The sequence below is a fragment of the Aromatoleum anaerobium genome (assembly GCF_012910705.2).
Taxonomy (GTDB): domain Bacteria; phylum Pseudomonadota; class Gammaproteobacteria; order Burkholderiales; family Rhodocyclaceae; genus Aromatoleum; species Aromatoleum anaerobium.
The window spans coordinates 13,458-38,582 of record NZ_WTVG02000034.1; the positions used below are offsets into that span (position 1 = coordinate 13,458).

A 25,125-nucleotide genomic window follows, 5' to 3' on the forward strand; every position below is an offset into this window, starting at 1 on the left:
AATGATTCAGGCATTTCTCGCAGCTAAACACCTAGATCCGGCGCTCTTGAAAAAATCAGTGAATCATCTGTCCATTATTGCAAAGAGGTACGGAAAGCATTTATCAATAACGCGAGTAAATGAATTCGATCTTGCTCTCGTATCAGACGATCCAGAACCCAATTGCGACTTAACGTCTGATGGTCAACTTGAGTTTTTTCTCGGCAAATTGCATAACAATTCAGAAAAATGGGACAGATTTCTCCGTGCAAGAGTTTCACGTTCTGGCATAGAATTCGAAAATGATTATGCAGGATCCATACCTGTATTTTTTTCCACGCGAAACGGCTTTATTGCATCAAATATCGAACCGTGTACTTTTCTTGCTTCAGGCTCTTCGCTCGATGACTTGAGTCCGGAAAACATTTATGGGTTCATGCGATACTCTCATTTCATTTGGAATGAGACGGCGTGGAAACACATATTTCAACTACTCCCAGATTCTCGATATAAATTTTCCACTGGCGGCGAATTAACTTCAACTGAGAATCTTGAAAGCATAAGAACGTCAAGCGTAAGGGCATCGCATTCGGACAAGATGGTGGCGAACGAATTATTTGAGTTAAATCGCCATCTAGTTACCCGGTCACTAGCCCACGCGACGCAGATCGTGTTGCCATTAAGCAGTGGTTACGATTCGCGAATGATATTTGCCGTTCTTGCTTCGGACAAGGCCCTTGCCAGCAAAACACGCTGTTTCACTTATGGCTCCGCTGGTTCAATTGAGGTCGAATCTGCAAAGCGTTTAGCCAAGCAGGGCAATATTGAATGGCGCCACATTGACCTTCCGTGCAAATTTTTAACTAAAAATTATCTGAAAGATATATGTGATATATTTGGTTCGTCTGTCCACATGCACGGAATGTATCAAGTGGAGTTTGTGCATGAAATACAAAAAAAATTCGGCATAGCTGTTGACTCCCTATTTACATCGGGATTCATGACAGGGGTTCCGGCCGGGCAACATAGTGGTTTATTGAATATTGCAAATCCTGACGACGGCCTTTCAGAGGCAATGGGGAGGTTTAGTCAGAGCAAATTTTGGAACCGCGATGAGCTAAAAAAACTCCCGCTGTTCGGAGGTCGAGATTACGAAGACGAGGCGGAGAATAAATTCCGTTTAGCATTTGAACGGATGCCCGGCGATATTCATCATAAGGCAATAATTTTTGACGTTTGGACACGACAACGTAATTTTATTAGCTACTATCCACGAACAATTGAGTGGTTCTATCCCGTAGCCAGTCCGCACTTGTGTTCAGAATACGCAAATTTCTTTCTTTCGTTGAATGAAAAACATCTGCGTGACAGAAGAGCTGTGGAGCTGATGTTCAAACAACACTACCCAGGGTTCGGTAGTATTGCGTCAAACAGCAAAGGGATTTCTTCAATCGGAAGCCCGGTCGAAAGTTTTATGTTGCTTAGTGCACGGATACTCAATCGACTGGGTATGGGCTGCATTCTACCAAAGCAGTATCAACTCGCGCCGTTTGAGTTCAACCTTAGGGCGGTTTCTAATTGCGGAACAGACTCATTTTATCCCATGTGGAATAATAATGAGAGCGTAAGAGAATTTCTAGATCTCTTTGGCGGAACTGATTTCTTACGTGACCTGTACGAACGCACGACTGGTGGGAGTCTGCCAGCTTATGCGAAAACTTTAACCGTACAAGCAATTTCTAGCGATATAGAACGGCTGCGTAAAAATCCAGATGCCTAATAATCATTCTCTCGATTTAGCCCCTATCGTTCTCTTCGTTTTCGTTCGGGCGGATCATGCAAAAAAAACCCTCGAAGCACTTGCAGGAAATGATCTGGCTGCAGAAAGCGATCTGATTGTCTATTCGGATGGTGCCCGTAATGATAAGGAAGAAACCGCCGTCAATGAAGTGCGCGCGTTGGTCAAATCTGCAAGAGGCTTTCGCAGTGTCCTGATAGTTGAGCGCCAGACCAATTATGGGTTGGCGCGAAATATCATCGAAGGCGTCACCGATGTTTGTAACCGCTACGGCCGGGTGATTGTGCTTGAGGATGACCTTGTCACCAGTCCGACCTTTCTGTCCTTCATGAATGCCGCTCTGGACAGACATAAGGCAGACAAGCAGGTATGGCATATCAGCGGCTGGAATTACCCAGTTGATCCTGCAGGGCTCGGCGATGCGTTTTTCCTGCGCGTGATGAACTGCTGGGGTTGGGCGACATGGGGGGACCGTTGGAAACATTTCGAAAAAAATACTGACAAGTTGATCGCGGAGTTCGACCGGAAAATGATCCGAAAATTCGATCTTGAGGATTCAGGCGTTTTCTGGAGCCAGATCTTGCTGAATCAGCAGGGACGAATCAATACCTGGGCGATTTATTGGTATGCCACAATCTTCAAAAATGGCGGCCTTTGTCTCAATCCTGCAATCAGTTATGTCGACAACATTGGTCATGACGGTTCCGGCACGCACGGCAGCAAGGCAGCTCAAGTTTACTCCACGGGGTTAAATAAAAATTCTTACCCGCATTTCTCCGGGCACATTATTGAAAATTCGGTCGCAATTCAGCAAATCATACAGTTTTACGAAAATATTAAACCAACTCTGGCTCAACGGATTCGGTCAAAAATATTTTCGATACTACGGCGCATGGGGCTGTGATGAGAGTTCTCTGGGTCGTCAATACTATCTTCCCAGATGCGGCAATCCATCTGGGCATGGAACCACCTGTATATGGGGGCTGGATGTATGGACTGGCCTCCGATCTGGCAGCATCGGACGATGTCCAATTGTCTGTGGCCACGATCTATGCAGGCAAAGAACTACAGTCATTCTCATTGTATGGCATACACTATTGCCTCATTCCCAAAAAGCGCGGGTCCGGGAGGCTAAAGGATAGCTGGCGAGAAATCATCGCCCATTTTGCGCCCGATCTTGTCCATATCCACGGTACGGAATTTGGCCATGGCATGGCCCTAATGAATGCTTGCCCTGACCTAAAGTATGTGGTTTCGATACAAGGTTTGGTATCGGTTTATCACCGCTATTTCATGGCAGGAATGACCTCATGGGATGTGCTGCGCAATATCACGTTTCGTGACGTCGTCCGCCGGAGCACACTATTCCATGCCAGACACGATTTCTATAAACGCGGCCTAGTCGAGCAGGAATACATCCGGCGGGCAACAGCCGTAATAGGTCGTACCGATTGGGATCGCGCGCATACGCGTGCCATTAACCCAAAAGTCCGCTATCACTTTTGCAACGAATCACTACGTGACGAATTCTACACCGGTGAAAAATGGTCTTTGGATAATTGTCGCCGTCACTCGATTTTCCTGAGCCAAGCAGGCTATCCGATCAAAGGACTACACCAAGTACTCAAAGCGGTTGCGCTGCTGAAGGAGGACTATCCAGATATTTTGGTTGAGGTTGCAGGTCAAGACATCACCAAGGCCATGACGTTGATGGACCGTTTCAAGCGTACTGGATATGGTAGTTATATCAGTTCGGTGATCAAGCATTATGGGCTAACGAATCATGTGAAATTCCTTGGCCCCTTGCATTCAGAAGCCATCAAAGCGGCATACTTACGGGCGCATGTGTTTATTAGCCCATCAAGCATTGAAAATAGCTCGAATTCGATAGGTGAGGCTCAAATTTTAGGGACACCGGTAATTGCCTCGTACGTTGGCGGAGTGATGGCGATATTAAAAAATTATCATTTCGCCAAAACTTACGAGTTCCTTTCCTACGAAGTTCTCGCCTCTTATATCTCGAGCATATTTGAATCTACTGATTGCAGATTATTGGCTATGGATGCCCAAAATGCACAAGAAAGACACGATAGAAAAATTAACTGCACGCGCCAAATAGAAATTTATAGCAAAATTATAAAAGGCAAACTTAAGTAGTAAGGGTGTCCTCGTGCAGGCGGAGCAGGGCGATTCAAACCGTATGCTGCATCGGTCGAGAAGGAGTTGATATTGAAGCTTCATGCGGTGACAAACCATGGCATGTCCATCGGAAAATATAGTATTTCATTACTTCTATTTGCGGGATTGTTTTTTGGAAACGTGTTTACTGTCGCCAAAGCCATTCTGGCGCTTGTCGGAGCGGTGTCACTTAATGGCAGGCGGATTGGTAAACTGGTGGATCGGAATGCCGTTCTTTGGCTGCTTTTCATAGGGGCATACTCCATTAACAGTTATGTTACTGGTTTCGGCATCGAGTCAGTCAACCTGCAGTTCTTAGTGCTACCAGTAGCGGCTATTTTTGCCGGCAGAGCTGTCGGGCTTAGATGTAAGTCGGACAAACAGTACCTTTCGATTCTGTTCTTGGTCGCTGTTTCTCTTTCGTTTTTTACTCTCCTTTCAATTTTCTTGAGTATTTACGAACAAGGATTCGCGGGATTGAGCAGGAACATAAAGATTGTCGGGCTGGGTGATACAGAGGCAAGCGCAACGATTCTCGGCGGGTACCTCGTGATTTTGGTTTCCTTGGCCGGAGCGCTATTTTGTCCCAACGACGACGTGTCAGCGCTAAAACGCATTCTTTTGTTTTGCGCAGTAGGAATATCCGTAGTAGCCGCTCTTCGGCTCGGTTCCCGTACGCATCTTATTCTTCCTCTACTTTCGATGCTCATCGGTAGCACGTTGAATAGGGGGCGGGAAGGTCGTATGAGAAACGCTGTCTTCGTTGTGCTCTTAGCCATGCTACCGTTCGCAGTGAATGAAGTGGTTCAATCCGATAGCATGATTGCGAGCTACTTTATGGATAGGCTGAATGACGATACCTATTCCGCCGCGACAGCTGGAGGGCGAATTGAACGTTGGTCGAATGCAACCGTGCTGATGTTGCAAAACCCGCAAGGTTGGAGTCTAGCGTTGAACGGATATTCACATAATTTTTGGCTCGATGCAGCCCGCAGTGGTGGTTGGCTTGCTTTTGTGCTTCTTTGTCTACATACGCTGTCCGGCATACATACATGCAAGAAAGCAATTGAACGTAACTGTTCGTGCCCGGTGTTTGTCACTTCAACGGCTTGTGTCGTAACCGGTTTTCTTTTGCTTTTTGCTCTTGAGCCGATTCTTGACGGATTTACCTACATAATTTCCGCATATTGCGGATTCTTGAGTCTAGTGGCTTCAGCGACAGTCCGACGATCGTCAATCAAATTAGCCCATCGGGTGATGGCTAGGTAAGTATCGCGGATGCGCCAGGCCGTAGTTTGTTATGGTCGACCAGAATAAATAGGATGCAGAAATGAATGTTGGAATGACGCAGACGAAGTTGATCTTCGTTGGCGGGGTGACGCCTCGATCCCAGTTCCAGACAGCGATTTCCAAGTCAAAGGTGCCGCTACAGTTTGCTGCGGAGAACTTTCAGTGGAGTTTTATCTTCGGCATTGAGGCGAATGTCGGAGAGCCTATGTCTTTAATATCGGCCCCCTTCTATGGAAGTTATCCGAAGAGTCATCGTGACTGGTATGTCAGGGGCTACTCTTTTTCGCATGCAAAAGGAGCAAGCGACTATAGTGTCGGATACTTAAACCTTCCTGTTATCAAGAACATCTTCAAGTTTGTTCAGCTCACGCGGCAAATTATGAAGTCGATATCTGGTGATGGGCCAGGTAGTGTGGTGTTTGTCTACTCCGCTAACCTGCCATATGTTGCCGCCGCAGCTCTTGCAAAACGAAAACGCAGCGACGTTAAACTTTGCGTAATCGTTCCTGATCTGCCGGAGCACCCCGGCGACTGTAGTTGGCTGTATCGGGCGTACCTGAAGTGGGTCGAAGCCCCTATTTTCTACAGAATAGTACAGAGCGTCGACGCATTCGTAACGTTAACTGATTACATGTCCAATGCCCTCGGTGTTCCGCCCGAGAGGTGCGTGAGGGTCGAGGGAATGTTCGAATTCGCGAAGATAGTGCCAGGCTCGTGCTGCCAGCCGGGTGGAAATTCAGGAAAGGTTATACTATACACTGGCACTCTAGATAGACGGTACGGTGTGGTTGAGTTAATAGAAGCGTTTAAAAGTATTGAGGATCAAGATATTGAACTGTGGATTTGTGGCGGCGGGAGTGCTGTTAAGGACGTCTTAAGGGAAGCTAGGCTCGATCGAAGACTAAAGTATTTAGGCTTGCGTGACCGCAGCGAGGTTCTTGAGTTACAGCGAAAAGCGGACCTCCTGATCAATCCCAGAAATAATAAAGGCACGTACAATAAATTTTCTTTTCCGTCGAAACTTATTGAGTATATGGCGTCAGGAACTCCAGTTTTGGGATACCCACTAGATGGAGTTCCGCAAGAATACTATATGTACATTCATTCTGTTGAAGAGAATGAGTCGCTCACCGGGGCTATTCTTCGCGTTTTGTCCATTGACGAGGAGCAGCTAAGAACCCGGGCATCCGCAGCAAGGAAATTTGTGCTGGAAAACAAGGGAAATATCGTCCAGACGAGGCGAGTCTTAGAGTCCGTTTTAAGCAAGGGTGGGCAGGAGTGCTTAGTGCGTATCGAAGGGCGTTGAGGACAATGAAAAGAGTTCTGATTAATGCTTCAAATCTTCACGCGGGCGGCGGGGTGCAGGTTGCGGCATCTTTCATTCTCGAGCTATCCAAGATGCTTCGCCGATTCACCTCGTACAAAATTTATGTTTTTGCATCTTCAGCAGTGAATGATAACCTAATGTCATGTGGTTTTAATCGGACAGATATTGAGAGATACCAAGTATTGGATGTGCGTGGAATGCAGGCACTTAAAGGATATATTGCTGAGCAGTTTTACGGCTTTGATTTGGTGTTTACAATATTCGGACCGTTGTACCTTCCGAGGAAAGTGCCGAACCATGTTGTAGGGTTCGCGCAGTCTTGGATCATCTACCCGCGTAACGAGACTGTTGGAAAATTACCGCTGCGGTCTCGACTCACTATGCGCATTAAGTTTTTGTTGCAATGGTGGTTTTTTAAGATGTCAGCCCGCCTCGTTGTTGAACAGGAGCACGTGAAGAAGGGAATTGAAAATCTGAAGTCTTTCCCCTCGGATCAGATTGACGTTGTGAATAACTGTTTTTCTGAAATCTATTTGGATGAATCGCGTTGGCGTCCGCTAAGTACCCTCGAATGCTTGGACGATGAGGCTATTAAGCTTGGTTATTTAACGCGAGACTATCCGCACAAGAACATCGATTTTCTCGACGATGTGTCGCGCGAGCTACAAAGAATATCTACAAGGAAGTACCGCTTCGTTGTGACGTTGACCGAGACTGAGTGGCTGCGCCGCAGCCCCGAGTTTCGTTCGCATGTGTTCAATGTCGGTTCGATTAGCGTTGCTCAGTGTCCAACGTTTTATCGTGCGATGGATGCTGTGTTTTTTCCGAGCCTGCTTGAGAGTTTTTCGGCGACGCCGTTGGAGGCTATGGTGATGCGGCTTCCGCTCTTTGCGTCGAACAGGGGCTTTGTCAGGGATTGCTGTGGCGACCATGCCCTGTATTTTGACCCGATTGATGCAGAGCAAGCGGCAAGGCGGATCGAAGACTGGTTCTCACGAACGCTCCAGGAGGTTCGTATGGCTCATATCGAAGATGCCTATCGACACGTCAGATCGTTGCCTGGAAGCCGGGAGCGCGCGGCTGCGTATGTCAAAATTATTAATAAGCAACTTGCTATCTAGTTTGATTTTAATTTTGAGGTAAACAATGTTTGCTCAGGGTATTCTATTATTAACGGGTGGCACCGGATCGTTCGGCAATGCAGTGCTGAAGCGTTTTCTTTCGACCGATATCGGCGAAATCCGCATCTTCAGCCGCGACGAAAAGAAACAGGACGATATGCGCAAGCGTTACAACAACGCGAAGCTGAAGTTCTACATCGGCGACGTGCGCGACGAGCGCAGCGTCGCCGGCGCAATGCGCGGGGTGGACTATGTGTTCCACGCCGCAGCGCTGAAGCAGGTGCCGTCGTGCGAGTTCCACCCGATGCAGGCGGTGCGCACGAACGTGCTGGGCACCGAGAACGTCCTCGGCGCCGCAATCACGGCCGGGGTGAAGCGGGTGGTGGTGCTGAGCACCGACAAGGCGGTGTACCCGATCAACGCCATGGGCATCAGCAAGGCGATGATGGAAAAGGTGATGGTCGCCGCCAGCCGCAACCTCGAAGGCACGGGCACGGTGATCTGCGGCACGCGCTACGGCAACGTGATGGCGTCGCGCGGGTCGGTGATTCCGCTGTTCGTCCAGCAGGTGCTGGAAGGCAAGCAGATTACGGTGACCGATCCGTCGATGACCCGCTTCATGATGACGCTGGCCGATGCGGTGGACTTGGTGCTGTACGCCTTCGAGCATGGCAACAACGGCGACATCTTCGTGCAGAAGGCGCCGGCGGCGACGGTGGAGGTGCTGACGCGGGCGATCCTGGAGCTGATGGACAAGCTGAATCACCCGGTGGCGGTGATCGGCACGCGCCACGGCGAAAAGCTTTACGAATCGCTGCTGACACGGGAGGAGCGCGCCTGCGCCGAGGACCGGGGCGACTACTTCCGGGTGCCCCCCGACGGGCGCGACCTGAACTACGCGAAGTTCGTCGAGGAGGGCGAACAGCGCATCACCCAGGCGCTGCACGGCGAGGAGTACAACTCGCACAACACGACACGGCTGGACGTGGAAGGCATGAAGACGCTGCTGCTGAAGCTCGACTTCATGCAGCGCATCGCGCGCGGCGAACACGCCGACCCGCAGGACTGAGCCGATGAAGGTGCTGATCACCGGGGCGAACGGCTTCGTCGGCAGGAACCTGCAGCTGCACCTGGCCGAGCGCAGGGACGTGGAGGTGGTGTGCTTCACGCGCGGGCAGGACGTGTCGGCGCTGCCCGCGCTGCTGCAGGGGGTGGACTTCGTGTTCCACTTGGCCGGGATCAACCGGCCGCAGGACCCGCACGAGTTCGTCACCGGCAATGTGGACCTGACGCAGGCGCTGTGCGAGGCGGTGTGCGCGGCCGCTGATTCCGGCGGCAAGCGGGTGCCGATCGTCTATACGTCGTCGATCCAGGCCGCGCGCGACAATCCGTATGGCCAGAGCAAGCGCCGGGCGGAGGAAGCCTTGCTGGCTGCGGCGCGCAGCCACCGGCTGCCGGTGCATGTGTTCCGGCTGCCGAATGTGTTCGGCAAATGGTGCAGGCCGAATTACAACTCGGCGGTGGCGACGTTCTGCCACAACATCGCGCGCGACTTGCCGATCCACATCAACGACCCGGCCGCGCCGGTGACGCTGGTGTATGTGGATGACGTGATCGAGCGCTTCGTGCAGCTGATGGATGGCGCCGATGCCGCGGCGGATGCGGACGGGTTCGCGACCGTCGCGCCGCAGTACACGACGACCGTGGGCGAGCTGGCCCGGCTGATCCGGACTTTCCGGGACAGCCGCGACACGCTGATGATCGAGCGCGTCGGCACCGGCCTGGTGCGCGCGCTGTATGCGACCTACGTGAGCTGCCTGCCGCCGGAAGCTTTCACCTACACCGTGCCGCAGCACGGCGATGCGCGCGGCGTGTTCGTCGAGATGCTGAAGACGCCCGATTGCGGCCAGTTCTCGTTCTTCACCGCGCACCCGGGCATCACCCGCGGCGGCCACTACCACCACACCAAGACCGAGAAGTTCCTGGTGATCAGGGGCGAGGCCCGCTTCAGGTTCCGCCACATGCAGACCGGCGAGACGCACGAACTGGTGACCCGCGGCGACAAGGCGGAGATCGTCGAGACGGTGCCGGGGTGGACGCACGACATCACCAACATCGGCAGCGACGAGATGGTGGTGATGCTGTGGGCGAACGAGGTTTTTGATCGGGCGCGGCCGGATACGTATGCTTGCCCACTGTAAATTTCGGGGCGCAGGAGGAGTGTCATGCTGAAATCGCTGCACCTTGCCGGTGTCGGGCCCGCCCGGGAGTTCGGGCCGGTGGAGTTTGCTCCCCGGCTCAATTTCATTACGGGTGACAACGGCTTGGGCAAGAGCTTTCTGCTCGATGCTGCATGGTGGGTGTTGACCCGTACCTGGGCGCGTGGGGTGGAGGCGGTGCCGCAACGGGACGCTAAGCGCGCGAGCATTGCCTATGCGTACACGAAATCGACCAAGGGTGATTTTGTCGAGGAAAGCGTTTTCAGCAGGGTTGATCAGGTCTGGCCGGTCAAGCAGGGACGGCCGCCGATTCCCGGGGTGGTGATCTACGCGGGTGTCGATGGCAGTTTTTCGGCGTGGGACCCGGCGCGTAATTACTGGAGCGACAAGGAGGCGCTGGCGGGGGAGCGGTTGAGGGCGTTCAACTTTACGCCCGAACAGGTCTGGAAAGGGCTGCATGGGAAAGACGGCATTCGCCACTGCAACGGCCTGATCCATGACTGGGTGCTGTGGCAGAAGGGGGCCGACCCGGCTTTCGATGACCTGATCAAGGTGCTGGATGCGCTGTCGCCTTCCGGCAACGAAAAGCTGGTGCCGGGCAAGCCTGTCAGGCTCGGGCTGGATGTGACCGATTACCCCTCGCTGCGTATGCCCTATGGGCAGGACGTCGCGCTGATTCACGCCTCGGCGGGCATGCGCCGTATCGCCGCCCTGGCCTATCTGCTGGTGTGGACCTGGCGTGAGCATCAATTGGCGTGCGAGCAGACCGGACGGAAGCCGGCCAGGGAGATCATCTTCCTGATTGATGAAATCGAGTGCCACCTGCACCCGCAGTGGCAGCGTCGCATTGTGCCGGCCCTGCTGAAGGTGATGCAGGCACTGACAGGCAGGAAGGTGCTGGTGCAGCTCATCGTGGCAACGCATTCGCCCCTGGTGTTGGCCTCGGCCGAGCCGTTGTTCGACGGTGAGGAGGATGCGGTATTTACCATTGGCCTGCGCGAAGGGCAGGCGGTGATCGTGCGTGAAACCTGGGCGAAGCAGGGGGATGTAGTCAACTGGCTGGTGTCGGATGCCTTCGGCCTGCAGCAGGCGCGCTCGGTGGAAGCAGAAGAGGCCATCGAGGCGGCTGAGGCCTGGATGCGGGGCGAGCGTGATCCGCTGCCGCCGCACCTGACCAACGAACGGACCATCCATAAGGCGCTGGAGCGTGCGCTGCCCGGCGGCGACCATTTCTGGCCGCGCTGGGTCGTTTGGGTGGAAAACCACCAGGTAGCCAAGAAGGATAAGCGTTCGTGATTCCGGTGCCCAACCCCATCCCGGAACCTGCAGCTTTCGACGAACGGTGCCGTAAGAGAGGCCGGAAGTGGCTGGAGAAGAACCCGGGGGGCAAACGCCCGCCTGATTATTGGTCCGATTTTCGGCTGGATCTCGCCGCGAGCTTTCACGACCGCTGCGGTTACGGCGCGATGTGGATTTCCAGTGGAACGGTCGATCACTTCGTGAGCTGCGATGAAGACAGAACGCAGGCTTATGAATGGTCGAACTACCGTTATCTGGATGGCTGGATCAACAGTTCGAAGAACAAGAAGCGGTCACGGGATTTCCTCGATCCCTTTGAAGTGGGTGATGGGTGGTTCGAGGTCGACCTGCCCTCTCTGCAACTGAAGCTGACCGATGCGGTACCGGACGCGTATCGGGCCCGCGCCGAGTACACCTTGCGCAATCTGCCGATCCGGGATGACGAACGCCTGATCCGGCAGCGTCGTGCGTGGTACCAACTGTATGAGCAGGGCAAACTGACCCTCGATGGGCTTCGTGAGAGGGCGCCGCTGATTGCGACGGCCGTTGAGAAGAAGGTGGCTGCCAAGCCCTGATGATTTATTAAAACCCTTGCGAATATGAAAAAACTAAAAGTCATGTCCGTGGTCGGCACCCGGCCCGAGATCATCCGCCTGTCGCGCGTGCTGGCCGCGCTCGATCGGCATTGCGAGCACGTGCTGGTGCATACCGGCCAGAACTACGACTACGAGCTGAACCAGGTCTTCTTCGATGACCTGGGGGTGCGCAAGCCGGATCACTTCCTCAACAGCGCGGCCGGCAGCAGCGGGGCGGCGCACACGATCGGCAACCTCATCATCGGCGTGGACCAGGTGCTGGCCGAAGTCCTGCCCGAAGCGATGTTGGTGCTGGGCGACACGAACAGCTGCCTGGCGGTGATCCCGGCCAAGCGGCGCAAGATCCCGATCTTCCATATGGAAGCGGGCAACCGCTGCTTCGACCAGCGCGTGCCGGAAGAAACCAACCGCCGCATCGTCGACCACACCGCCGACATCAACCTGACCTACAGCACGATCGCGCGCGACTACCTGCTGCGCGAAGGCCTGCCGCCGGACCAGGTGATCAAGACCGGCAGCCCGATGTTCGAGGTGCTGACGCACTACCGGCCGCGCATCGACGCGTCCGACGTGCTGCAGCGGCTGGAGCTGGAGGAGGGGCGCTACTTCGTTGTCAGCGCGCACCGCGAGGAAAACATCGAATCCGAGCGCGCGTTCACCAAGCTCGTGGCAGTGTTGAACGCGGTGGCCGAGGACCACGACCTGCCGGTGATCGTGTCGACCCATCCGCGCACGCAAAAGCGCGTCGATGCGACCGGCGCGAAGTTCCATCCGATGGTGCGGCTGCTGAAACCGCTGGGGTTTCACGACTATGTGAAGCTGCAGATGTCGGCCAAGGCCGTGCTGTCGGACAGCGGCACGATCAACGAGGAGTCGTCGATCCTGAACTTCCCGGCGCTGAACCTGCGCGAAGCGCACGAGCGGCCGGAAGGCATGGAAGAGGCGGCGGTGATGATGGTGGGGCTGGAAGTGGAGCGCGTGCGCCAGGGGCTGGCGATCCTCGGATCGCAATCCCGCGGCGAATTGCGCAGCCTGCGCCAGGTGGCCGACTACAGCATGCCGAACGTGTCGGACAAGGTCGTGCGCATCATTCACAGTTATACGGATTACGTGAATCGCGTGGTCTGGAAGAAGTATTGACAGAATGGCTACCCGAGTTCTGCTGCTGACCCAGTGGTTCGATCCCGAGCCGACTTTCAAGGGCATTGTCTTTGCCCGGGAACTGGTGCGCCAAGGCTTCGAAGTCGAGGTCGTGACCGGCTTTCCGAACTATCCGGGCGGAAAGGTGTATCCGGGCTACCGGATAAAACACTTGCAGCGAGAGGAGATCGACGGCGTACACGTCACCCGCCTCCCTCTTTACCCAAGTCATGATCAAGGCGCTGTGGGGCGGGTCCTCAACTATGTCAGCTTCGGGGCTTCTTCGGCCTTGTATGGCTTGTTCGGTGCGAAGCGACCGGATGTGATCTATGCCTATCATCCCCCGTTGACGGTGGGCATTGCAGCAGTGTTGATTCGGCTGTTTCGTCGCGTTCCGGTCGTGTACGACATACAGGACATGTGGCCCGATACGCTGCGTGCGACGGGAATGTTCTCGAATCAACGCGCGTTGAAAGCCGTGTCGTGGGTTTGCGACTGCGTTTATCGTCACGTCGACCGTCTGGTTGTGTTGTCACCGGGCTTCCGGCGTCTGCTGATCGAACGTGGCGTGCCAAAAGACAAGATCGACGTCATCTACAACTGGTGCGCCGAAGATGCGATCGGGGTTCCAACCGGTGAAGTCCCTCCGGGATTTCCTGGCCCTCAGCACTTTCGTGTGCTCTTTGCCGGGAACATGGGCAAGGCGCAGGCTCTCGACTCAGTGCTGGAGGCTGCGGCTTTGGTGCGCGACGTGGCGCCCACATTGCGCTTCGTGTTTCTTGGCGGCGGAGTCGAGGTAGCGCAGCTTCGACAGATTGCCAGCGATCGGCAATTGCACAATGTTGTCTTCCTGCCACCCGTGCCGATGGCAGAAGTAGGAAGCTATCTCGCGGCGGCGGATGCCCTGATGGTCCACCTGAAAAAAGACCCGCTTTTCAAAATCACAATTCCCTCGAAGACTCAGGCCTATATGGCGGCTGGCAAGCCGGTCCTGATGGCAGTCGAGGGCGACGCAGCGGATTTGGTCAGAGAAAGCGGCTGCGGGCGGGTTTCTGATTCTGAAGATCCCCGCGCGATCGCCGATGCCGCCCTGACGCTGATGCGTGCGACATGCGAAGAGCGGGCCTTGATGGCTCGTAACGCTCGCCAGTTTTATCAGGAGAAGCTGTCCCTCAGTGTCGGCGTGAGCAGGTTCGCGTCGATTTTTCGAACCTTGGGCGCGCAGCAAGCGTAGATCTGGGCTTACAAACTCTTGGTATGACGTTCATCGGGTCAATACAGTGATGCTTGCTGAGATGGGCATTCCCGAAAGCAGCCCTAAAATCCCCTCTCACATGATCGAGGGCTGAATCATGCATATCGATACGCTTCGGGTAGAGAACTTCCGCTGCTTTAAGCAGGAGACGTTCGAGTTCCAGTCTGGATTCAACCTGCTTGTCGGTGTCAATGGCAGCGGCAAGACATCGCTGCTGAAGGCGATTGCAGCCGGGTTGGCAACTCCGATCAACGGGTTGGGAAAAAGCCCACGTTGGCCGCATGCCGAGGAGGCGAACGCCCGCCTTGCCTTGATCGAACTGCAGGGGCGGGTTCGGTATGAGCGGTGTTACCCCGTGCGTATCGAGCTCGAAGGCGAAGTTTGCGGGTCTGCACGAAGTTGGTGGGTGGAACAACCCGGGCCGGCTAGCCAATCAAAATTCGAACACACGGTTTTTTCTGCAATCGCGGACGAGTCTGCCCGCATCGCTCAGGGAGGACAGGGCGCTTTGCCTCTAGCGGCGTTCTATGGAGCCGAACGGCAGTGGCGGCTGAGCGGGGTGGGCGCTGACACCGCCGTGCGGCATCAGGATTCGCGCCTGGATGCTTATGCCTCATGGTTCGATGCCGCCCTCGACATGAAAGGGCTCGAAACCTGGGTCATCGGCAAATCACTGGAACGCCTGGAAGCCGAATCGGACAGCCGCGATGTAGACAACGGCGGTGCGCTCGATGAGCTGGCGCTGGTCAACCGCGCCGTGGCGCTTGCGATACCGGGGGCGAAAGGCTTGCGGTACGACATCAAGTACCGGCGCTTGGTCCTGGAGTGGCAGGACGCCGACCCCGTACCGTTCGAGACCCTGAGCGATGGCCAGCGCGCCTTGGCTGCACTGGTGGCCGACATCGCGCGACGCATGTGCCTGCTCAATCCCCAATTGGGGGCGCGTGTGCTGGACGAAACGCCTGGCGTGGTCCTGATCGACGAACTCGACATGCATTTGCATCCGGCGTGGCAACGCAGGGTCTGCGGCGTGCTGAAGACTGCGTTTCCGTGCATCCAGTTCATCGCCGCCTCGCATTCGCCGCAGATCATCGGCGAGCTCGTGGCCGACGAAATCCTGCTGATGAAGGGCGGCCAGGTAGTGGGCCATCCAGAGCGGGCGCTGGGTTTGCCAAGCAGCGAAGTGCTTGCCGAGATCATGGGTACCGAACCGCAGAATACGGAGGTCGCGGCCGCACTGCGACGAATCCATCAGGCGCTGGACAACGAGCAACTCGACGTGGCCGAGCGGGAAATCGTGGCGCTGGAGTCGAAGGTCGGGGCGATTCCCGATGTGATCGAGGTGCGTAGTGAGCTCGACAGCCTGCGTTGGCTGGGCGAGGAGGACCAGCCTTGAGATGCATCGTGAAAGGGCCGGAACCACGCGAGTTGCTGGATTGGAAGCGCCAGAATCGAGCAAGCCCGCAGAATCTGACCTACACGGGGGGCGGGTTTCCGCGTGAAGCGGTCAAGCATGCGTTGATGGTTGAACAGCATCATCTGTGCGCTTATACGATGCGCGGGCTGAAGTCTGCGGCCGATTGCCACATCGAGCATGTGTTGCCGCAGGCACGAAAAAACCCGGAAGAAACGATCGACTACCACAATATGTTGGCCTGCTACCCAGGCAGCAACAGCAAGACGGTATGCGAGTTCGGCGCCCATGCAAAGGGCGACTACGACCCGGAACGGGGTCCGTTCTGTTCCCCATTGCACAAAGCGACACCTTCGAAGTTCAGATTCTCTGAGACGGGAGAGGTGACTGGTCGTGATGATGTGGCACAGGCAACGATCGAGGTGCTGCGGCTCAACCACCCGATCCTGGTCCATGACCGCGAAGCTGCCATTCGAGGCGGTTTGAAGCCGGGCAGACGACGGCAGTTCTCTGCAGCGGCTGCGCGGCGTCTGGCTGCCGAGGTCCGAAAGCCGGACTTCGAGGGGCGATTGCGGCCGTACTGCGAGGCGATTGCGCAGGCGGCGCTGAAGTATGCCGATAAGGAAGAGCGCAAAGCGCGCCGGCTACGTCAGCGCCGTGTTTAGCCTTCCCGAACCGAACCATCAGGAATCCAATAATCAACGCTTCTTGTCATGACAGATAACGATACCCACTTTGCCGCCCTCGTCGATTTGGTTGGCACCCTCTACGGCGGCGACCCGACGCCCTTGCATCGCCCCGTTTTCGAAGGCAACGAAAAGCAATACCTGGTCGACTGCATCGACTCGAACTTCGTGTCCTCGGTGGGCGCGCGCGTGACCGAGTTCGAAGAGCGGATCGCCGGCTTCACCGGCGCACGGTTTGCGGTTGCCACGGTAAACGGCACGGCCGCGCTGCACGTCGCCCTGCAACTCGCCGGCGTGGAGCGGGGCGATGAGGTGATCAGCCAGGCGCTCACGTTCATCGCGACCTGCAATGCGCTCACATACGCCGGTGCCCGGCCGGTCTTTATCGACGTCGACCGGGACACCCTGGGCCTGAGTCCGCGGGCGCTGAGAACCTGGCTTGCGGCCAACGCTGTAATGCGTGACGGGCAGACCTTCAATCGGGCCACGGGCGCGCGGATCGCGGCATGTGTGCCGATGCACACGTTCGGCTTGCCTTGCCGCATCGAAGAGATCGTCGCGCTCTGTGACGAGTACGCGATACCCGTCGTGGAAGATGCCGCGGAATCGCTCGGTAGCTACGTCGGCGAACGGCATACGGGCACCTTCGGAAGGCTCGCGACGCTCAGCTTCAACGGCAACAAGATCATCACCACCGGCGGGGGCGGGATGATCGTCACCAACGATGAAGAACTGGCCAGGCGCGCCAAGCACTTGACCACGACGGCCAAGATTCCGCATCCCTACGAGTTCGAGCACGACGAAGTGGGCTACAACTACCGCCTGCCCAACGTCAATGCCGCGCTCGGCTGCGCGCAGATGGAAAAGCTGCCCGCAATGCTGACGATCAAGGCCGATGTGGCGCAGCGCTACGCGGCGTTTTGCGAACAGCATGGCCTCCGCTATGTCGGCGCGCCGCCGGGCACGCGGCCGAATTTCTGGCTGAACGCGGTCGTGCTCGACTCGCGAGCGGAACGTGATGCGCTCCTCGAATACACCAACAGCCGGGGCGTCATGACGCGGCCGATCTGGCGTTTGATGTCTTCGTTGGAGATGTTCAAGGACTGCCAGCACGATGGGCTGGAAAACTCGCGCTGGCTCGAGGATCGCGTCGTGAATCTTCCTTCCAGCGTGCCTGAAAGCGAATTCTGGAGACTCCAGCAATGAATGTGCTTCAACTGATCGGGCGCGAGCGCCTGTTGTTCGATACCGACCTCGCGCGCGAGGAAAAGCGCTTGACCGAGCTGGTGAAAGGCAGCCGCTTTCTGGTGATCGGCGGGGCGGGGTCGATTGGCCAGGCGGTCACGCGCGAGATCTTCAAGCGTGGGCCGCGCGTGCTGCATGTCGTCGACATCAGCGAGAACAACATGGTCGAGCTGGTGCGCGACATCCGCAGCACGCTCGGCTACATCGACGGCGACTTCCGCACTTTCGCAATCGACTGCGGCGGGCGTGAGTTCGACGCGCTGATGAACGCCGGGGACGGTTACGACTATGTGCTGAACCTGTCGGCACTCAAGCACGTGCGCAGCGAGAAGGACCCGTTCACGCTGATGCGCTTGATCGAGGTGAACGTGCTCAACACGATCGCGACCATCGCCCAGGCGCGTACCAAGGGGGCGCGCAAGTACTTTTGCGTGTCGACCGACAAGGCGGCCAACCCGGTGAACATGATGGGCGCGAGCAAGCGGATCATGGAGATGTTCCTGATGCGCGAGAGTCTGAGCCTGCCGATTTCGACCGCGCGGTTTGCCAACGTCGCGTTTTCCGACGGTTCCTTGCTGCATGGCTTCAACCAGCGCTTTGCCAAGCGCCAGCCGATTTCGGCGCCGAACGACGTGCGCCGTTATTTCGTGACGCCGCAGGAGTCGGGCGAGCTGTGCCTGATGTCGTGCCTGCTCGGGGACAATCGCGACATCTTCTTCCCGAAGCTGAGCGAGGCGCTGCATCTGACGCGCTTTTCCGACATCGCGGTGCGCTACCTCGAATCGCTGGGTTACGAGCCGCATGAATGCGGCAGCGAGGACGAGGCGCGCGAACGCGGCGCGGAGCTGATCGCGAAGCGCAAGTGGCCGGTGTATTTCTTCGCCAGCGACACCACCGGCGAAAAGGGCTTCGAGGAGTTCTTTACCGAGCGCGAAACGCTGGACATGGCGCGTTTCGACACCGTCGGGGTGATCAAGAACGCGGCCGAGTTCGACGGCGCCCGTCTGGATCGATTCACTGCGCGCATTAACGAGATTCGCGCCCGGCCGACCTGGGACAAGGCGGAGATCGTCGCGCTCTTCAACGAGATGATCCCGGAGTTCGATCACAAGGAAACCGGCAAGTATCTGGACAACAGGATGTGACATGCAGCGAATTCTGGACATTCTTTTTTCGGGCCTGGCGTTGCTGGTGTTGTCGCCGCTTCTGGTGCCGGTGATGATCGCGCTGCGCCTGACCGGCGAGGGCGAGATCTTCTACGTGCAGCAGCGCGTCGGCCGTGGCGGCAAGTCGTTCGGCCTGTACAAGTTCGCGACGATGCTGAAGAACAGCCCCCACCTCGGCACCGGCACGGTCACGTTGAAGAACGACCCGCGCGTGCTGCCGCTGGGCAGTTTCCTGCGCAAGACGAAGATCAACGAGCTGCCGCAACTGCTCAACATCCTGTTCGGCGACATGAGCATCGTCGGCCCGCGACCGCAGACGCAACGCTGCTTCGATGCGTTTCCGCCGGCGTCGCAGGCACAGATCGTGAAGGTGCGGCCCGGGCTGTCGGGAATCGGCTCGATCGTCTTCAGGGGCGAGGAGGACATGCTGCACGCCAGCGCCGCGCCCGAGCGCTTCTACGATGAAGTGATCATGCCGTACAAGGGCAAGCTGGAAGAATGGTACGTGGCGAACCAGGGGCTGCGGACGTATTTCGCATGTATTTTGGTGACGGTGTGGGTGGTGCTCTTTCCCTCGTCGCGCGTGGTGTGGAAAGCATTGCCAACGCTACCTAATCCTCCGCGAAATCTTGCAACCTCTATCCAATTCGAAAATTGAGATGACATCATGCAATTAATTTTTGATCATCGATTGATCCGACATATTATTGACGCGTCGGAAAAAGAGCATGGGCGTTCATCGCATGCGCTACAGTTGGCGGAGAGGCTTTTGCAAAAATCGTTCGTGAAAGTGCCCTTGTGGCTTTTCGAGCGAGTTGTGGGATTTCTTTTGGCGCTGCCTATTCCCATTTACAGCTCGGCAGTGTACGGCCTTGTGACAAACATGCGCGGACTGCCTCATATGCTGGGTATGTACATCCGAGGATTGTACTATCGGCAAAAACTCGGCTTGATGGAGCCAAACGTTTTTATTGATCAAGGTGTTTTCTTTGCATATCCGCAAGGGGTTGAGCTGAAAGAATTTAGCTATATCGACAAAAATGTGCTCGTGATGAGCAAGACAGCGAAGGTTGGCAGGCGTGTCCACATTGCGCCTCGTGTTTTTATCAGTGGTGGCGGTGATTTCGAAATCGAAAACTACGCTTGCATCGCAACCAACTCAAATATCATCACCTCAACTGAGGTGCTTAAAGACGGCGCGCGATGTTCCGGGCCAATGGTAAGCGCTGATCAACGGAAAGTTTTTCGGGGTAAGGTGCGGATCAAGAAAGATGCATTCATTGGAGCGAACGCGACCTTGTTGCCCGGGGTTACGATCGAACCGGGTACAGTAGTTGGGGCGGGGGTGACCGTGGCAAAATCGTCCGAGCCTTGGGGCATTTACGTAGGTGAGCGTGCTCAACGAGTAGGTACTCGTGAGTCGGTTCTTTGGCCCGATAACTGATACCTAGCTTTTCTTTGGCAGTGACGCTTTGTTTTGCGATGTAGATGGTGAAGGGAGAGCATTTCGTAGGCAGCCATTGAGGCAGTCGTTCGTGTGCCCACTCTGTTAGCATCACGGCCTTCGCAACTGCCGAGCCGGGGTAGTGTGTCATTGCTGCATGGATTGGGTGAGCTTGGGGCGCGCGCGCGCCGCATGCTGTCGAACGCATCGGGTCTCGTCGGGGCCGACGGTGCGGGCGGCGGTGGATCGGTTTTCATGGGTCGTTGGTTCCAGCGCATGCGCTCGCGCGTGCTGGTGCTCGCCTACGACCTCGTCATGCTCGCGCTGGCGTGGGCGCTGGCGTATTGGACGCGCTTCAACCTGGCCCACGTACCTGCCGAATTCATCGCCGAGGCCGGGCGGATGTTGCCGCTGGTGTTGCTGGTGGTGGGCTCGGTGTATTGGGGCTTCGGACTTTATCGCGGGGTGTGGCGCTTCGCGTCGCTGACCGACCTGGCGAAGATCGTCCAGGCGGTGCTGATCGGCACCACGCTGCTGCTCGCCATCCTGTTCGTATTCAACCGCATGGCCTATGTGCCGCGGTCGCTGCCGATGCTGTTCGTGGTCTACCAGATCATGCTGCTGGCCGGCCCGCGCCTGATGTACCGCTGGGTGAAGGACCGGCGCATCGACCCCGGCACCGGTAAGCGCGTGTTGATCGTGGGCGCCGGGTCGGATGGCGAGATGCTGGTGCGGGATCTGTTGCAGGACCGCGACGCGGGCTACCTGCCCATCGCCTTCGTCGATGATCACGACCGCCGCTTGGGACGAACCGTGCATGGCGTGCCGATTCGCGGCACCATCGACGAGCTGCCGCGGGTGGTGGATGTCTTCGGCATCGATCTGATCCTGCTCGCCAGGCCGAACGCGACGGCAAGGCAGATGCAGCACATGGTCGATCTGTGCGAGGCCACCGGCAAGCCCTTCCGTACGGTGCCGCCGACCAAGGACCTGGTCGCCGGGCGGGTCGCGGCGGGGCAGTTGCGGCAGGTTTCGATCGAGGATTTGCTCGGGCGCGACCCGGTGTCGCTCGACTGGCCGGGGATCCGCCGCAGCCTGAGCGACCACGTGGTGCTGGTGAGCGGGGCTGGAGGTTCGATCGGTGCGGAGCTGTGCCGGCAACTGTGCCGATGCAATCCGCGCCTGCTGATTCTGATCGATCACAGCGAGTTCAACCTTTACAGCATCGAAACCGAGCTGCTGGAGCTGCCCGACGCGCCGCCGATCGTGCGCCATCTGCTCTCCGTGACCGATGTGATGGGTGTGCGGCAGGTGTTCGAGCGCTACCGGCCGCAGGTGGTGTTCCATGCCGCCGCGTACAAGCACGTGCCCTTGCTGGAAGACCAGGTGGAGGCGGCCGTGCGGAACAACGTGGTCGGCACGCAAGTGATGGCACAAGCGGCCGCGGCGTGCGCGTGCGAGCGCTTCGTGCTGATTTCCACCGACAAGGCGGTGAACCCGACCAGCGTGATGGGCGCGACCAAGCGGCTGGCCGAGCTGATCTGCCAGGCGCAGGACAGCCGCGCTGGCAGCCGCTTCATGACCGTGCGCTTCGGCAACGTGCTCGGCTCGGCCGGCAGCGTGGTGCCGCGTTTTCAGCGGCAGATCGAGCGCGGCGGCCCGGTGACGGTGACGCATCCGGACATCGAGCGCTTTTTCATGACGATTCCCGAAGCCTGCCAGTTGATCATGCAGGCGGCAGCGATCGGCGACGACGCGGATACCTTCGTGCTCGACATGGGCGAGCCGGTAAAGATCCGTTACCTGGCCGAGCAGATGATCCTGCTGTCCGGTCGCCAGCCGGGGCGCGACATCCGGATCGAATACATCGGGCTGCGCCCCGGCGAGAAGCTGTACGAGGATCTGTTCTACCCGGCGGAGATTTTCGCCGACACGCCCCACCCGCGCATCCACATCGCCCGCCAGACGCTGCCCGTCGACCGCAGGCAACTTGCATTTGCTCTGCAGGCGCTCCATGCCGCGCTGCAGGCGCGGGACCGTGATGGACTGGTGGCGGCATTGAAACACGCGGTTCCGGCGTGGGAATGCAGCGGGGGTGAGGACTATTGCGCTTCAACAGGGCAACAAAGACATTCGGACGGGGAGTGTCTTGCAGGCTGAGCTGTACCCGGATGAACGCTCGTGCTTACCTGTTGGTTTTCTGGATGAGCGGGGCTATGCTGGGTGGCAACAGCGCCCAAACCTCTGATGCCAGCTCGTCCGGCATTATGTTTGGGCCTTCTTTTGTCGCTCTTGTGCGACGTTGCATGACAGTTTCAACTCGCGGAGGACCCCCGATGCTGCGCGCCATCGTGACAGAAGAACTCAGGCTGAGCGGGTCGAAAATTTGAGAACAACATGAATGGAGCAGGCGCAATGAGCACTTATCAGGAAATCCTCGCGCAGATCGAAGCGCTCAAGCAGCAGGCGGAAGAAATGCGGCAGGCCGAGATTGCCGGCGTGATCGCCGATATCCGGCAGAAGATCAGCGACTACAACCTGAGCGCGGCCGATCTTGGCTTCGGCGCGCCGGCGCGGGCCGAGAAACCGGCGTCGGGCAAGCGCGGAACGGTCAAGGCGAAATACCGCAACCCGGCCACCGGCACGAGTTGGTCCGGCCGCGGCGTGATGCCGAAGTGGCTGAAAGCCGAGCTGGATGCGGGCAAGGCGAAGGAGGCGTTCCTGATTGCGGATGAAGGGGCGCAAGTGTGATGAATCGCGTCTGCTTGCGCGCTGTGAGCGCTTGACCTTTGCCACTGTCTATATAAGAGAACTCACGAACAAGGAGATGCATGATGGCTACCATCACAGAGCGGTTGTTGGAAACCGCTCGTTCCCTGCCGGAGCCTCTGCTGGCCGAAGTGCTCGATTTCGCCGAGTTCTTGCGGGCCAGGCACGCCAGTCTCGAGGCTGAGACGGTGGATCACGATTTGCTCGACCTGTGCGGCGGGCTGGAGAATTCGACGACGTTCAGTGAGGCCCCCGACGTTATTCAGCAGCGGTTGCGCGATGAGTGGCGTTAAGTTCCTGCTGGATACCAACTTCATCCTGGGGATGCTCAAGTCGTCGCCGATCGTCACGGAGGAAATCACAATGAGCCGTATCACGATCACCCTGGAAGATTCACTCCATCGGGCGCTGAAGGAGACAGCGGCACGTCAAGGGCGCTCGATCACGAAGATCATTGAGGAAAGCCTCGTTCTGCGGGGCATCAAGCCCGTGGAAAGTGCTCGGGAACTCGTCGCCCGGGCGCGCAGCCGGTCGACGTTGTCCGAGGGCGAGGCCACGGACCTGGCCAGGCCGGATGGGATTGGAGGTGAGGAACATGTTGTATCCCGTGTACGTGCATAAGGACGAGGGCAGCGCCTACGGGCTGACCTTCCCGGATTTTCCGGGCTGCTTTTCCGCTGCGGACGAATTGGCTGACCTGCCGCGCATGGCGCAGGAGGCCGTGGAGGTGCATTTCGAGGGGGAGGACATGGCGATCCCGAAGCCGTCCGCCCCCGAGCAATGGGGCGATGATGAGCGCTTCCACGGCGGGTACTGGATGCTGGTGGAAATCGACCTGGCGCGGGTGAGCGCAAAGCCCGTGCGGCTGAATATCTCGCTTCCGGAATACCTGGTGCGGCAGATCGACGCCTATGCCGCGTCCCATCATCAAAGCCGGTCGGGCTTTCTTGCCCGGGCGGCAGAAGAGGCGATGCGCGCGCGATAGCCAGTTCGTACCCCCATCGTAAACAGGGGGATACCCACTTTCTTTCGTTCTCGGATATCTTCGGCATCGATCTGGTTCTGCTCGCCAAGCCGAACGCCACGGCAAGGCAGATGCAGCACGTGGTCGATCTGTGCGAGGCCACCGGCAAGCCCTTCCGCACGGTGCCGCCGACCAAGGACCTGGTCGCCGGGCGGGTTGCGGCGGGGCAGTTGCGGCAGGTTTCGATCGAGGATTTGCTCGGGCGCGATCCGGTGTCGCTGGATTGGGAGGCGATCCGCCCCATGCGTCATCAACCGCATCGGTTCGACAAGCGTCTGCGCCACCAGAATCCGGTCGAACGGATCTTGGTGGTGTGCGGGCAGATCCTCGGGCGCCACAACAGGAGGCGCGCCGGGGCAGAACAGTAATGATGAAAGATCTGGCCCCGTTTGCTCATTTTAACCGTTATGATCATTATGGTTAGAGAGGAGGGCGGCAATGATTACCCAGACCAGTGCAGTGGCATTCAGGCAGAACCTTGGCGAGATGCTCAATCAGGTGCAGTACCGCCACGACAGCGTGGTGATCAACAAGGACGGGAAGCCGGTGGCGGCCCTGGTCGATGCGCGCCTGTTCGAGCGCATTCGGCGTATGCAGGGGCGTTTCGAGGCTTTGTGCGAGCGCATCGAAGCCGGATTCGCTGCCGTGCCCGAGGCGCAGGGCCTGGACGAGATCGACGCGGCAGTTGCGCTCGAGCGTGCGCAGCATCGCTCGTCAACGCCGCGCTGATGGCGTCGCACACGCTGCGCGTCGTTCTCGATACGAATGTGCTGCTCTCGGGCATTGCCTACCCGGGTAGCGTGCCGGGCAAGATCATGGCCGCCTGGCGCCACGGCTCGGTCGATGTGGTGCTGTCGTCCTTCATTCTGGACGAGTTGCGACGCGTTCTCCCTCGACTCGCCAATCGACACGGATTGTCGGCCACCGAGATTGACGACCTGGTGGACATTCTCTCCATCCTCGCCGTGGTGATCGACCCCTTGCCGGCGGCCGAAGCAGAACTGCGGGATATCGATGACCTCCCGGTGCTGGGCACCCTGCTTGCGGCACGCCAGAACGAGGGCGCCGATTACCTGGTGACCGGCGACAAGGACCTGCTCGTTTTGGCCGACCGTTTTCCGATCGTCACCCCCGCGGAGTTCTGGAAAAGGCATGGCAGTTTGTGAGGTGGATTC

26 protein-coding genes are annotated in these 25,125 nt (G+C 57.4%); all 26 read left to right on the top strand.

Going from position 1 to position 25,125, the window contains the following annotated elements; genetic code table 11:
- Position 1: 1 nt before the first annotated feature.
- The 26 genes from GO606_RS02480 to GO606_RS02605 all read left to right on the top strand — a co-directional run bounded on the left by GO606_RS02480 (position 2) and on the right by GO606_RS02605 (position 25,116).
- Complete coding sequence (locus tag GO606_RS02480; RefSeq protein ID WP_169118910.1) at positions 2-1,759, top strand: asparagine synthetase B family protein; 1,758 nt, start codon at positions 2-4, stop codon at positions 1,757-1,759.
- A complete protein-coding gene (locus tag GO606_RS02485; RefSeq protein WP_169118911.1) occupies positions 1,752-2,681 on the top strand; it encodes a glycosyltransferase family protein in 930 nt (309 codons plus the stop codon). The genes GO606_RS02480 and GO606_RS02485 overlap by 8 nt, the downstream gene beginning before the upstream one ends.
- Positions 2,681-3,934, top strand: coding sequence for a glycosyltransferase family 4 protein (locus tag GO606_RS02490; RefSeq protein WP_169118912.1), 1,254 nt, complete (start codon positions 2,681-2,683; stop codon positions 3,932-3,934). Before GO606_RS02485 ends, GO606_RS02490 begins: the two co-directional genes overlap by 1 nt.
- Positions 3,935-4,006: 72 nt before the next feature.
- On the top strand, positions 4,007-5,224 hold the full coding sequence (locus GO606_RS02495; RefSeq protein WP_169118913.1) for an O-antigen ligase family protein: 1,218 nt from the start codon (positions 4,007-4,009) through the stop codon (positions 5,222-5,224).
- Positions 5,225-5,285: 61 nt separating this feature from the next.
- A complete protein-coding gene (locus tag GO606_RS02500; RefSeq protein ID WP_169118914.1) occupies positions 5,286-6,551 on the top strand; it encodes a glycosyltransferase family 4 protein in 1,266 nt (421 codons plus the stop codon).
- 5 nt (positions 6,552-6,556) lie between these two features.
- Positions 6,557-7,693 (top strand): glycosyltransferase, encoded by a 1,137-nt coding sequence (locus tag GO606_RS02505; protein ID WP_169118915.1) that lies wholly within the window; start codon positions 6,557-6,559, stop codon positions 7,691-7,693.
- A 25-nt stretch (positions 7,694-7,718) separates the two neighbouring features.
- Positions 7,719-8,762 carry a polysaccharide biosynthesis protein gene (locus GO606_RS02510; protein WP_169118916.1) on the top strand — a complete coding sequence of 348 codons (1,044 nt, stop codon included), beginning with the start codon at positions 7,719-7,721 and terminating at the stop codon, positions 8,760-8,762.
- 4 nt (positions 8,763-8,766) lie between these two features.
- Complete coding sequence (wbjC, locus tag GO606_RS02515) at positions 8,767-9,894, top strand: UDP-2-acetamido-2,6-beta-L-arabino-hexul-4-ose reductase (RefSeq protein ID WP_169118917.1); 1,128 nt, start codon at positions 8,767-8,769, stop codon at positions 9,892-9,894.
- Between the two features lie 24 nt (positions 9,895-9,918).
- Positions 9,919-11,208 carry an AAA family ATPase gene (locus GO606_RS02520; RefSeq protein WP_169118918.1) on the top strand — a complete coding sequence of 430 codons (1,290 nt, stop codon included), beginning with the start codon at positions 9,919-9,921 and terminating at the stop codon, positions 11,206-11,208.
- On the top strand, positions 11,205-11,786 hold the full coding sequence (locus tag GO606_RS02525; protein WP_169118919.1) for a hypothetical protein: 582 nt from the start codon (positions 11,205-11,207) through the stop codon (positions 11,784-11,786). The genes GO606_RS02520 and GO606_RS02525 overlap by 4 nt, the downstream gene beginning before the upstream one ends.
- Positions 11,787-11,828: 42 nt before the next feature.
- Entirely contained in the window at positions 11,829-12,947 is a 1,119-nt protein-coding gene (wecB, locus tag GO606_RS02530; RefSeq protein WP_246979305.1) for a non-hydrolyzing UDP-N-acetylglucosamine 2-epimerase, read from the top strand.
- A 4-nt stretch (positions 12,948-12,951) separates the two neighbouring features.
- Positions 12,952-14,181, top strand: a complete 1,230-nt coding sequence (locus GO606_RS02535; protein ID WP_011239141.1) for a glycosyltransferase family 4 protein — start codon at positions 12,952-12,954, stop codon at positions 14,179-14,181.
- A gap of 118 nt (positions 14,182-14,299) precedes the next feature.
- Positions 14,300-15,598, top strand: coding sequence for an AAA family ATPase (locus GO606_RS02540; RefSeq protein ID WP_011239142.1), 1,299 nt, complete (start codon positions 14,300-14,302; stop codon positions 15,596-15,598).
- Between the two features lie 8 nt (positions 15,599-15,606).
- Positions 15,607-16,281 (top strand): retron system putative HNH endonuclease, encoded by a 675-nt coding sequence (locus GO606_RS02545; RefSeq protein WP_211166665.1) that lies wholly within the window; start codon positions 15,607-15,609, stop codon positions 16,279-16,281.
- A 48-nt stretch (positions 16,282-16,329) separates the two neighbouring features.
- On the top strand, positions 16,330-17,508 hold the full coding sequence (locus GO606_RS02550) for a LegC family aminotransferase (protein ID WP_169118921.1): 1,179 nt from the start codon (positions 16,330-16,332) through the stop codon (positions 17,506-17,508).
- On the top strand, positions 17,505-18,692 hold the full coding sequence (locus tag GO606_RS02555; protein WP_169118922.1) for a UDP-N-acetylglucosamine 4,6-dehydratase: 1,188 nt from the start codon (positions 17,505-17,507) through the stop codon (positions 18,690-18,692). Before GO606_RS02550 ends, GO606_RS02555 begins: the two co-directional genes overlap by 4 nt.
- Position 18,693: 1 nt before the next feature.
- On the top strand, positions 18,694-19,371 hold the full coding sequence (locus GO606_RS02560; RefSeq protein ID WP_011239146.1) for a sugar transferase: 678 nt from the start codon (positions 18,694-18,696) through the stop codon (positions 19,369-19,371).
- A 9-nt stretch (positions 19,372-19,380) separates the two neighbouring features.
- Positions 19,381-20,157 carry an acyltransferase gene (locus tag GO606_RS02565; protein ID WP_169118923.1) on the top strand — a complete coding sequence of 259 codons (777 nt, stop codon included), beginning with the start codon at positions 19,381-19,383 and terminating at the stop codon, positions 20,155-20,157.
- 255 nt (positions 20,158-20,412) lie between these two features.
- Positions 20,413-22,317, top strand: a complete 1,905-nt coding sequence (locus GO606_RS02570; RefSeq protein ID WP_169118924.1) for a nucleoside-diphosphate sugar epimerase/dehydratase — start codon at positions 20,413-20,415, stop codon at positions 22,315-22,317.
- 255 nt (positions 22,318-22,572) lie between these two features.
- Positions 22,573-22,908 carry an H-NS histone family protein gene (locus GO606_RS02575; protein WP_169118925.1) on the top strand — a complete coding sequence of 112 codons (336 nt, stop codon included), beginning with the start codon at positions 22,573-22,575 and terminating at the stop codon, positions 22,906-22,908.
- Positions 22,909-22,988: 80 nt separating this feature from the next.
- Positions 22,989-23,219 (top strand): DUF2281 domain-containing protein, encoded by a 231-nt coding sequence (locus GO606_RS02580; protein ID WP_211166666.1) that lies wholly within the window; start codon positions 22,989-22,991, stop codon positions 23,217-23,219.
- The gene (locus tag GO606_RS02585) at positions 23,206-23,547 is read left to right on the top strand and encodes a ribbon-helix-helix protein, CopG family (protein ID WP_211166667.1); all 342 of its coding nucleotides are present in this window, start codon (positions 23,206-23,208) and stop codon (positions 23,545-23,547) included. Before GO606_RS02580 ends, GO606_RS02585 begins: the two co-directional genes overlap by 14 nt.
- Positions 23,522-23,911 carry a type II toxin-antitoxin system HicB family antitoxin gene (locus GO606_RS02590; RefSeq protein ID WP_169118926.1) on the top strand — a complete coding sequence of 130 codons (390 nt, stop codon included), beginning with the start codon at positions 23,522-23,524 and terminating at the stop codon, positions 23,909-23,911. Before GO606_RS02585 ends, GO606_RS02590 begins: the two co-directional genes overlap by 26 nt.
- 110 nt (positions 23,912-24,021) lie before the next feature.
- Positions 24,022-24,318, top strand: a complete 297-nt coding sequence (locus tag GO606_RS02595; RefSeq protein WP_211166668.1) for a hypothetical protein — start codon at positions 24,022-24,024, stop codon at positions 24,316-24,318.
- Between the two features lie 70 nt (positions 24,319-24,388).
- Positions 24,389-24,679 (top strand): type II toxin-antitoxin system Phd/YefM family antitoxin, encoded by a 291-nt coding sequence (locus tag GO606_RS02600; RefSeq protein WP_169118927.1) that lies wholly within the window; start codon positions 24,389-24,391, stop codon positions 24,677-24,679.
- Positions 24,679-25,116: a putative toxin-antitoxin system toxin component, PIN family gene (locus tag GO606_RS02605; RefSeq protein WP_169118928.1), complete on the top strand. Its 438-nt coding sequence runs from the start codon at positions 24,679-24,681 to the stop codon at positions 25,114-25,116. Before GO606_RS02600 ends, GO606_RS02605 begins: the two co-directional genes overlap by 1 nt.
- The last annotated feature ends 9 nt before the right edge of the window (positions 25,117-25,125 follow it).

Coding starts and splice junctions, on each gene's coding strand:
- GO606_RS02560 (WP_011239146.1), top strand. CDS start 18,694: ATGCAGCGAATTCTGGACATTCTTTTTTCGGGCCTGGCGTTGCTGGTG.
- GO606_RS02535 (WP_011239141.1), top strand. CDS start 12,952: ATGGCTACCCGAGTTCTGCTGCTGACCCAGTGGTTCGATCCCGAGCCG.
- GO606_RS02555 (WP_169118922.1), top strand. CDS start 17,505: ATGAATGTGCTTCAACTGATCGGGCGCGAGCGCCTGTTGTTCGATACC.
- GO606_RS02490 (WP_169118912.1), top strand. CDS start 2,681: ATGAGAGTTCTCTGGGTCGTCAATACTATCTTCCCAGATGCGGCAATC.
- GO606_RS02595 (WP_211166668.1), top strand. CDS start 24,022: ATGCAGCACGTGGTCGATCTGTGCGAGGCCACCGGCAAGCCCTTCCGC.
- wbjC (WP_169118917.1), top strand. CDS start 8,767: ATGAAGGTGCTGATCACCGGGGCGAACGGCTTCGTCGGCAGGAACCTG.
- GO606_RS02480 (WP_169118910.1), top strand. CDS start 2: ATGATTCAGGCATTTCTCGCAGCTAAACACCTAGATCCGGCGCTCTTG.
- GO606_RS02605 (WP_169118928.1), top strand. CDS start 24,679: ATGGCGTCGCACACGCTGCGCGTCGTTCTCGATACGAATGTGCTGCTC.
- GO606_RS02505 (WP_169118915.1), top strand. CDS start 6,557: ATGAAAAGAGTTCTGATTAATGCTTCAAATCTTCACGCGGGCGGCGGG.
- GO606_RS02565 (WP_169118923.1), top strand. CDS start 19,381: ATGCAATTAATTTTTGATCATCGATTGATCCGACATATTATTGACGCG.
- GO606_RS02510 (WP_169118916.1), top strand. CDS start 7,719: ATGTTTGCTCAGGGTATTCTATTATTAACGGGTGGCACCGGATCGTTC.
- GO606_RS02600 (WP_169118927.1), top strand. CDS start 24,389: ATGATTACCCAGACCAGTGCAGTGGCATTCAGGCAGAACCTTGGCGAG.
- wecB (WP_246979305.1), top strand. CDS start 11,829: ATGTCCGTGGTCGGCACCCGGCCCGAGATCATCCGCCTGTCGCGCGTG.
- GO606_RS02575 (WP_169118925.1), top strand. CDS start 22,573: ATGAGCACTTATCAGGAAATCCTCGCGCAGATCGAAGCGCTCAAGCAG.
- GO606_RS02520 (WP_169118918.1), top strand. CDS start 9,919: ATGCTGAAATCGCTGCACCTTGCCGGTGTCGGGCCCGCCCGGGAGTTC.
- GO606_RS02500 (WP_169118914.1), top strand. CDS start 5,286: ATGAATGTTGGAATGACGCAGACGAAGTTGATCTTCGTTGGCGGGGTG.
- GO606_RS02485 (WP_169118911.1), top strand. CDS start 1,752: ATGCCTAATAATCATTCTCTCGATTTAGCCCCTATCGTTCTCTTCGTT.
- GO606_RS02580 (WP_211166666.1), top strand. CDS start 22,989: ATGATGGCTACCATCACAGAGCGGTTGTTGGAAACCGCTCGTTCCCTG.
- GO606_RS02590 (WP_169118926.1), top strand. CDS start 23,522: ATGTTGTATCCCGTGTACGTGCATAAGGACGAGGGCAGCGCCTACGGG.
- GO606_RS02540 (WP_011239142.1), top strand. CDS start 14,300: ATGCATATCGATACGCTTCGGGTAGAGAACTTCCGCTGCTTTAAGCAG.
- GO606_RS02585 (WP_211166667.1), top strand. CDS start 23,206: ATGAGTGGCGTTAAGTTCCTGCTGGATACCAACTTCATCCTGGGGATG.
- GO606_RS02570 (WP_169118924.1), top strand. CDS start 20,413: ATGGGTCGTTGGTTCCAGCGCATGCGCTCGCGCGTGCTGGTGCTCGCC.
- GO606_RS02550 (WP_169118921.1), top strand. CDS start 16,330: ATGACAGATAACGATACCCACTTTGCCGCCCTCGTCGATTTGGTTGGC.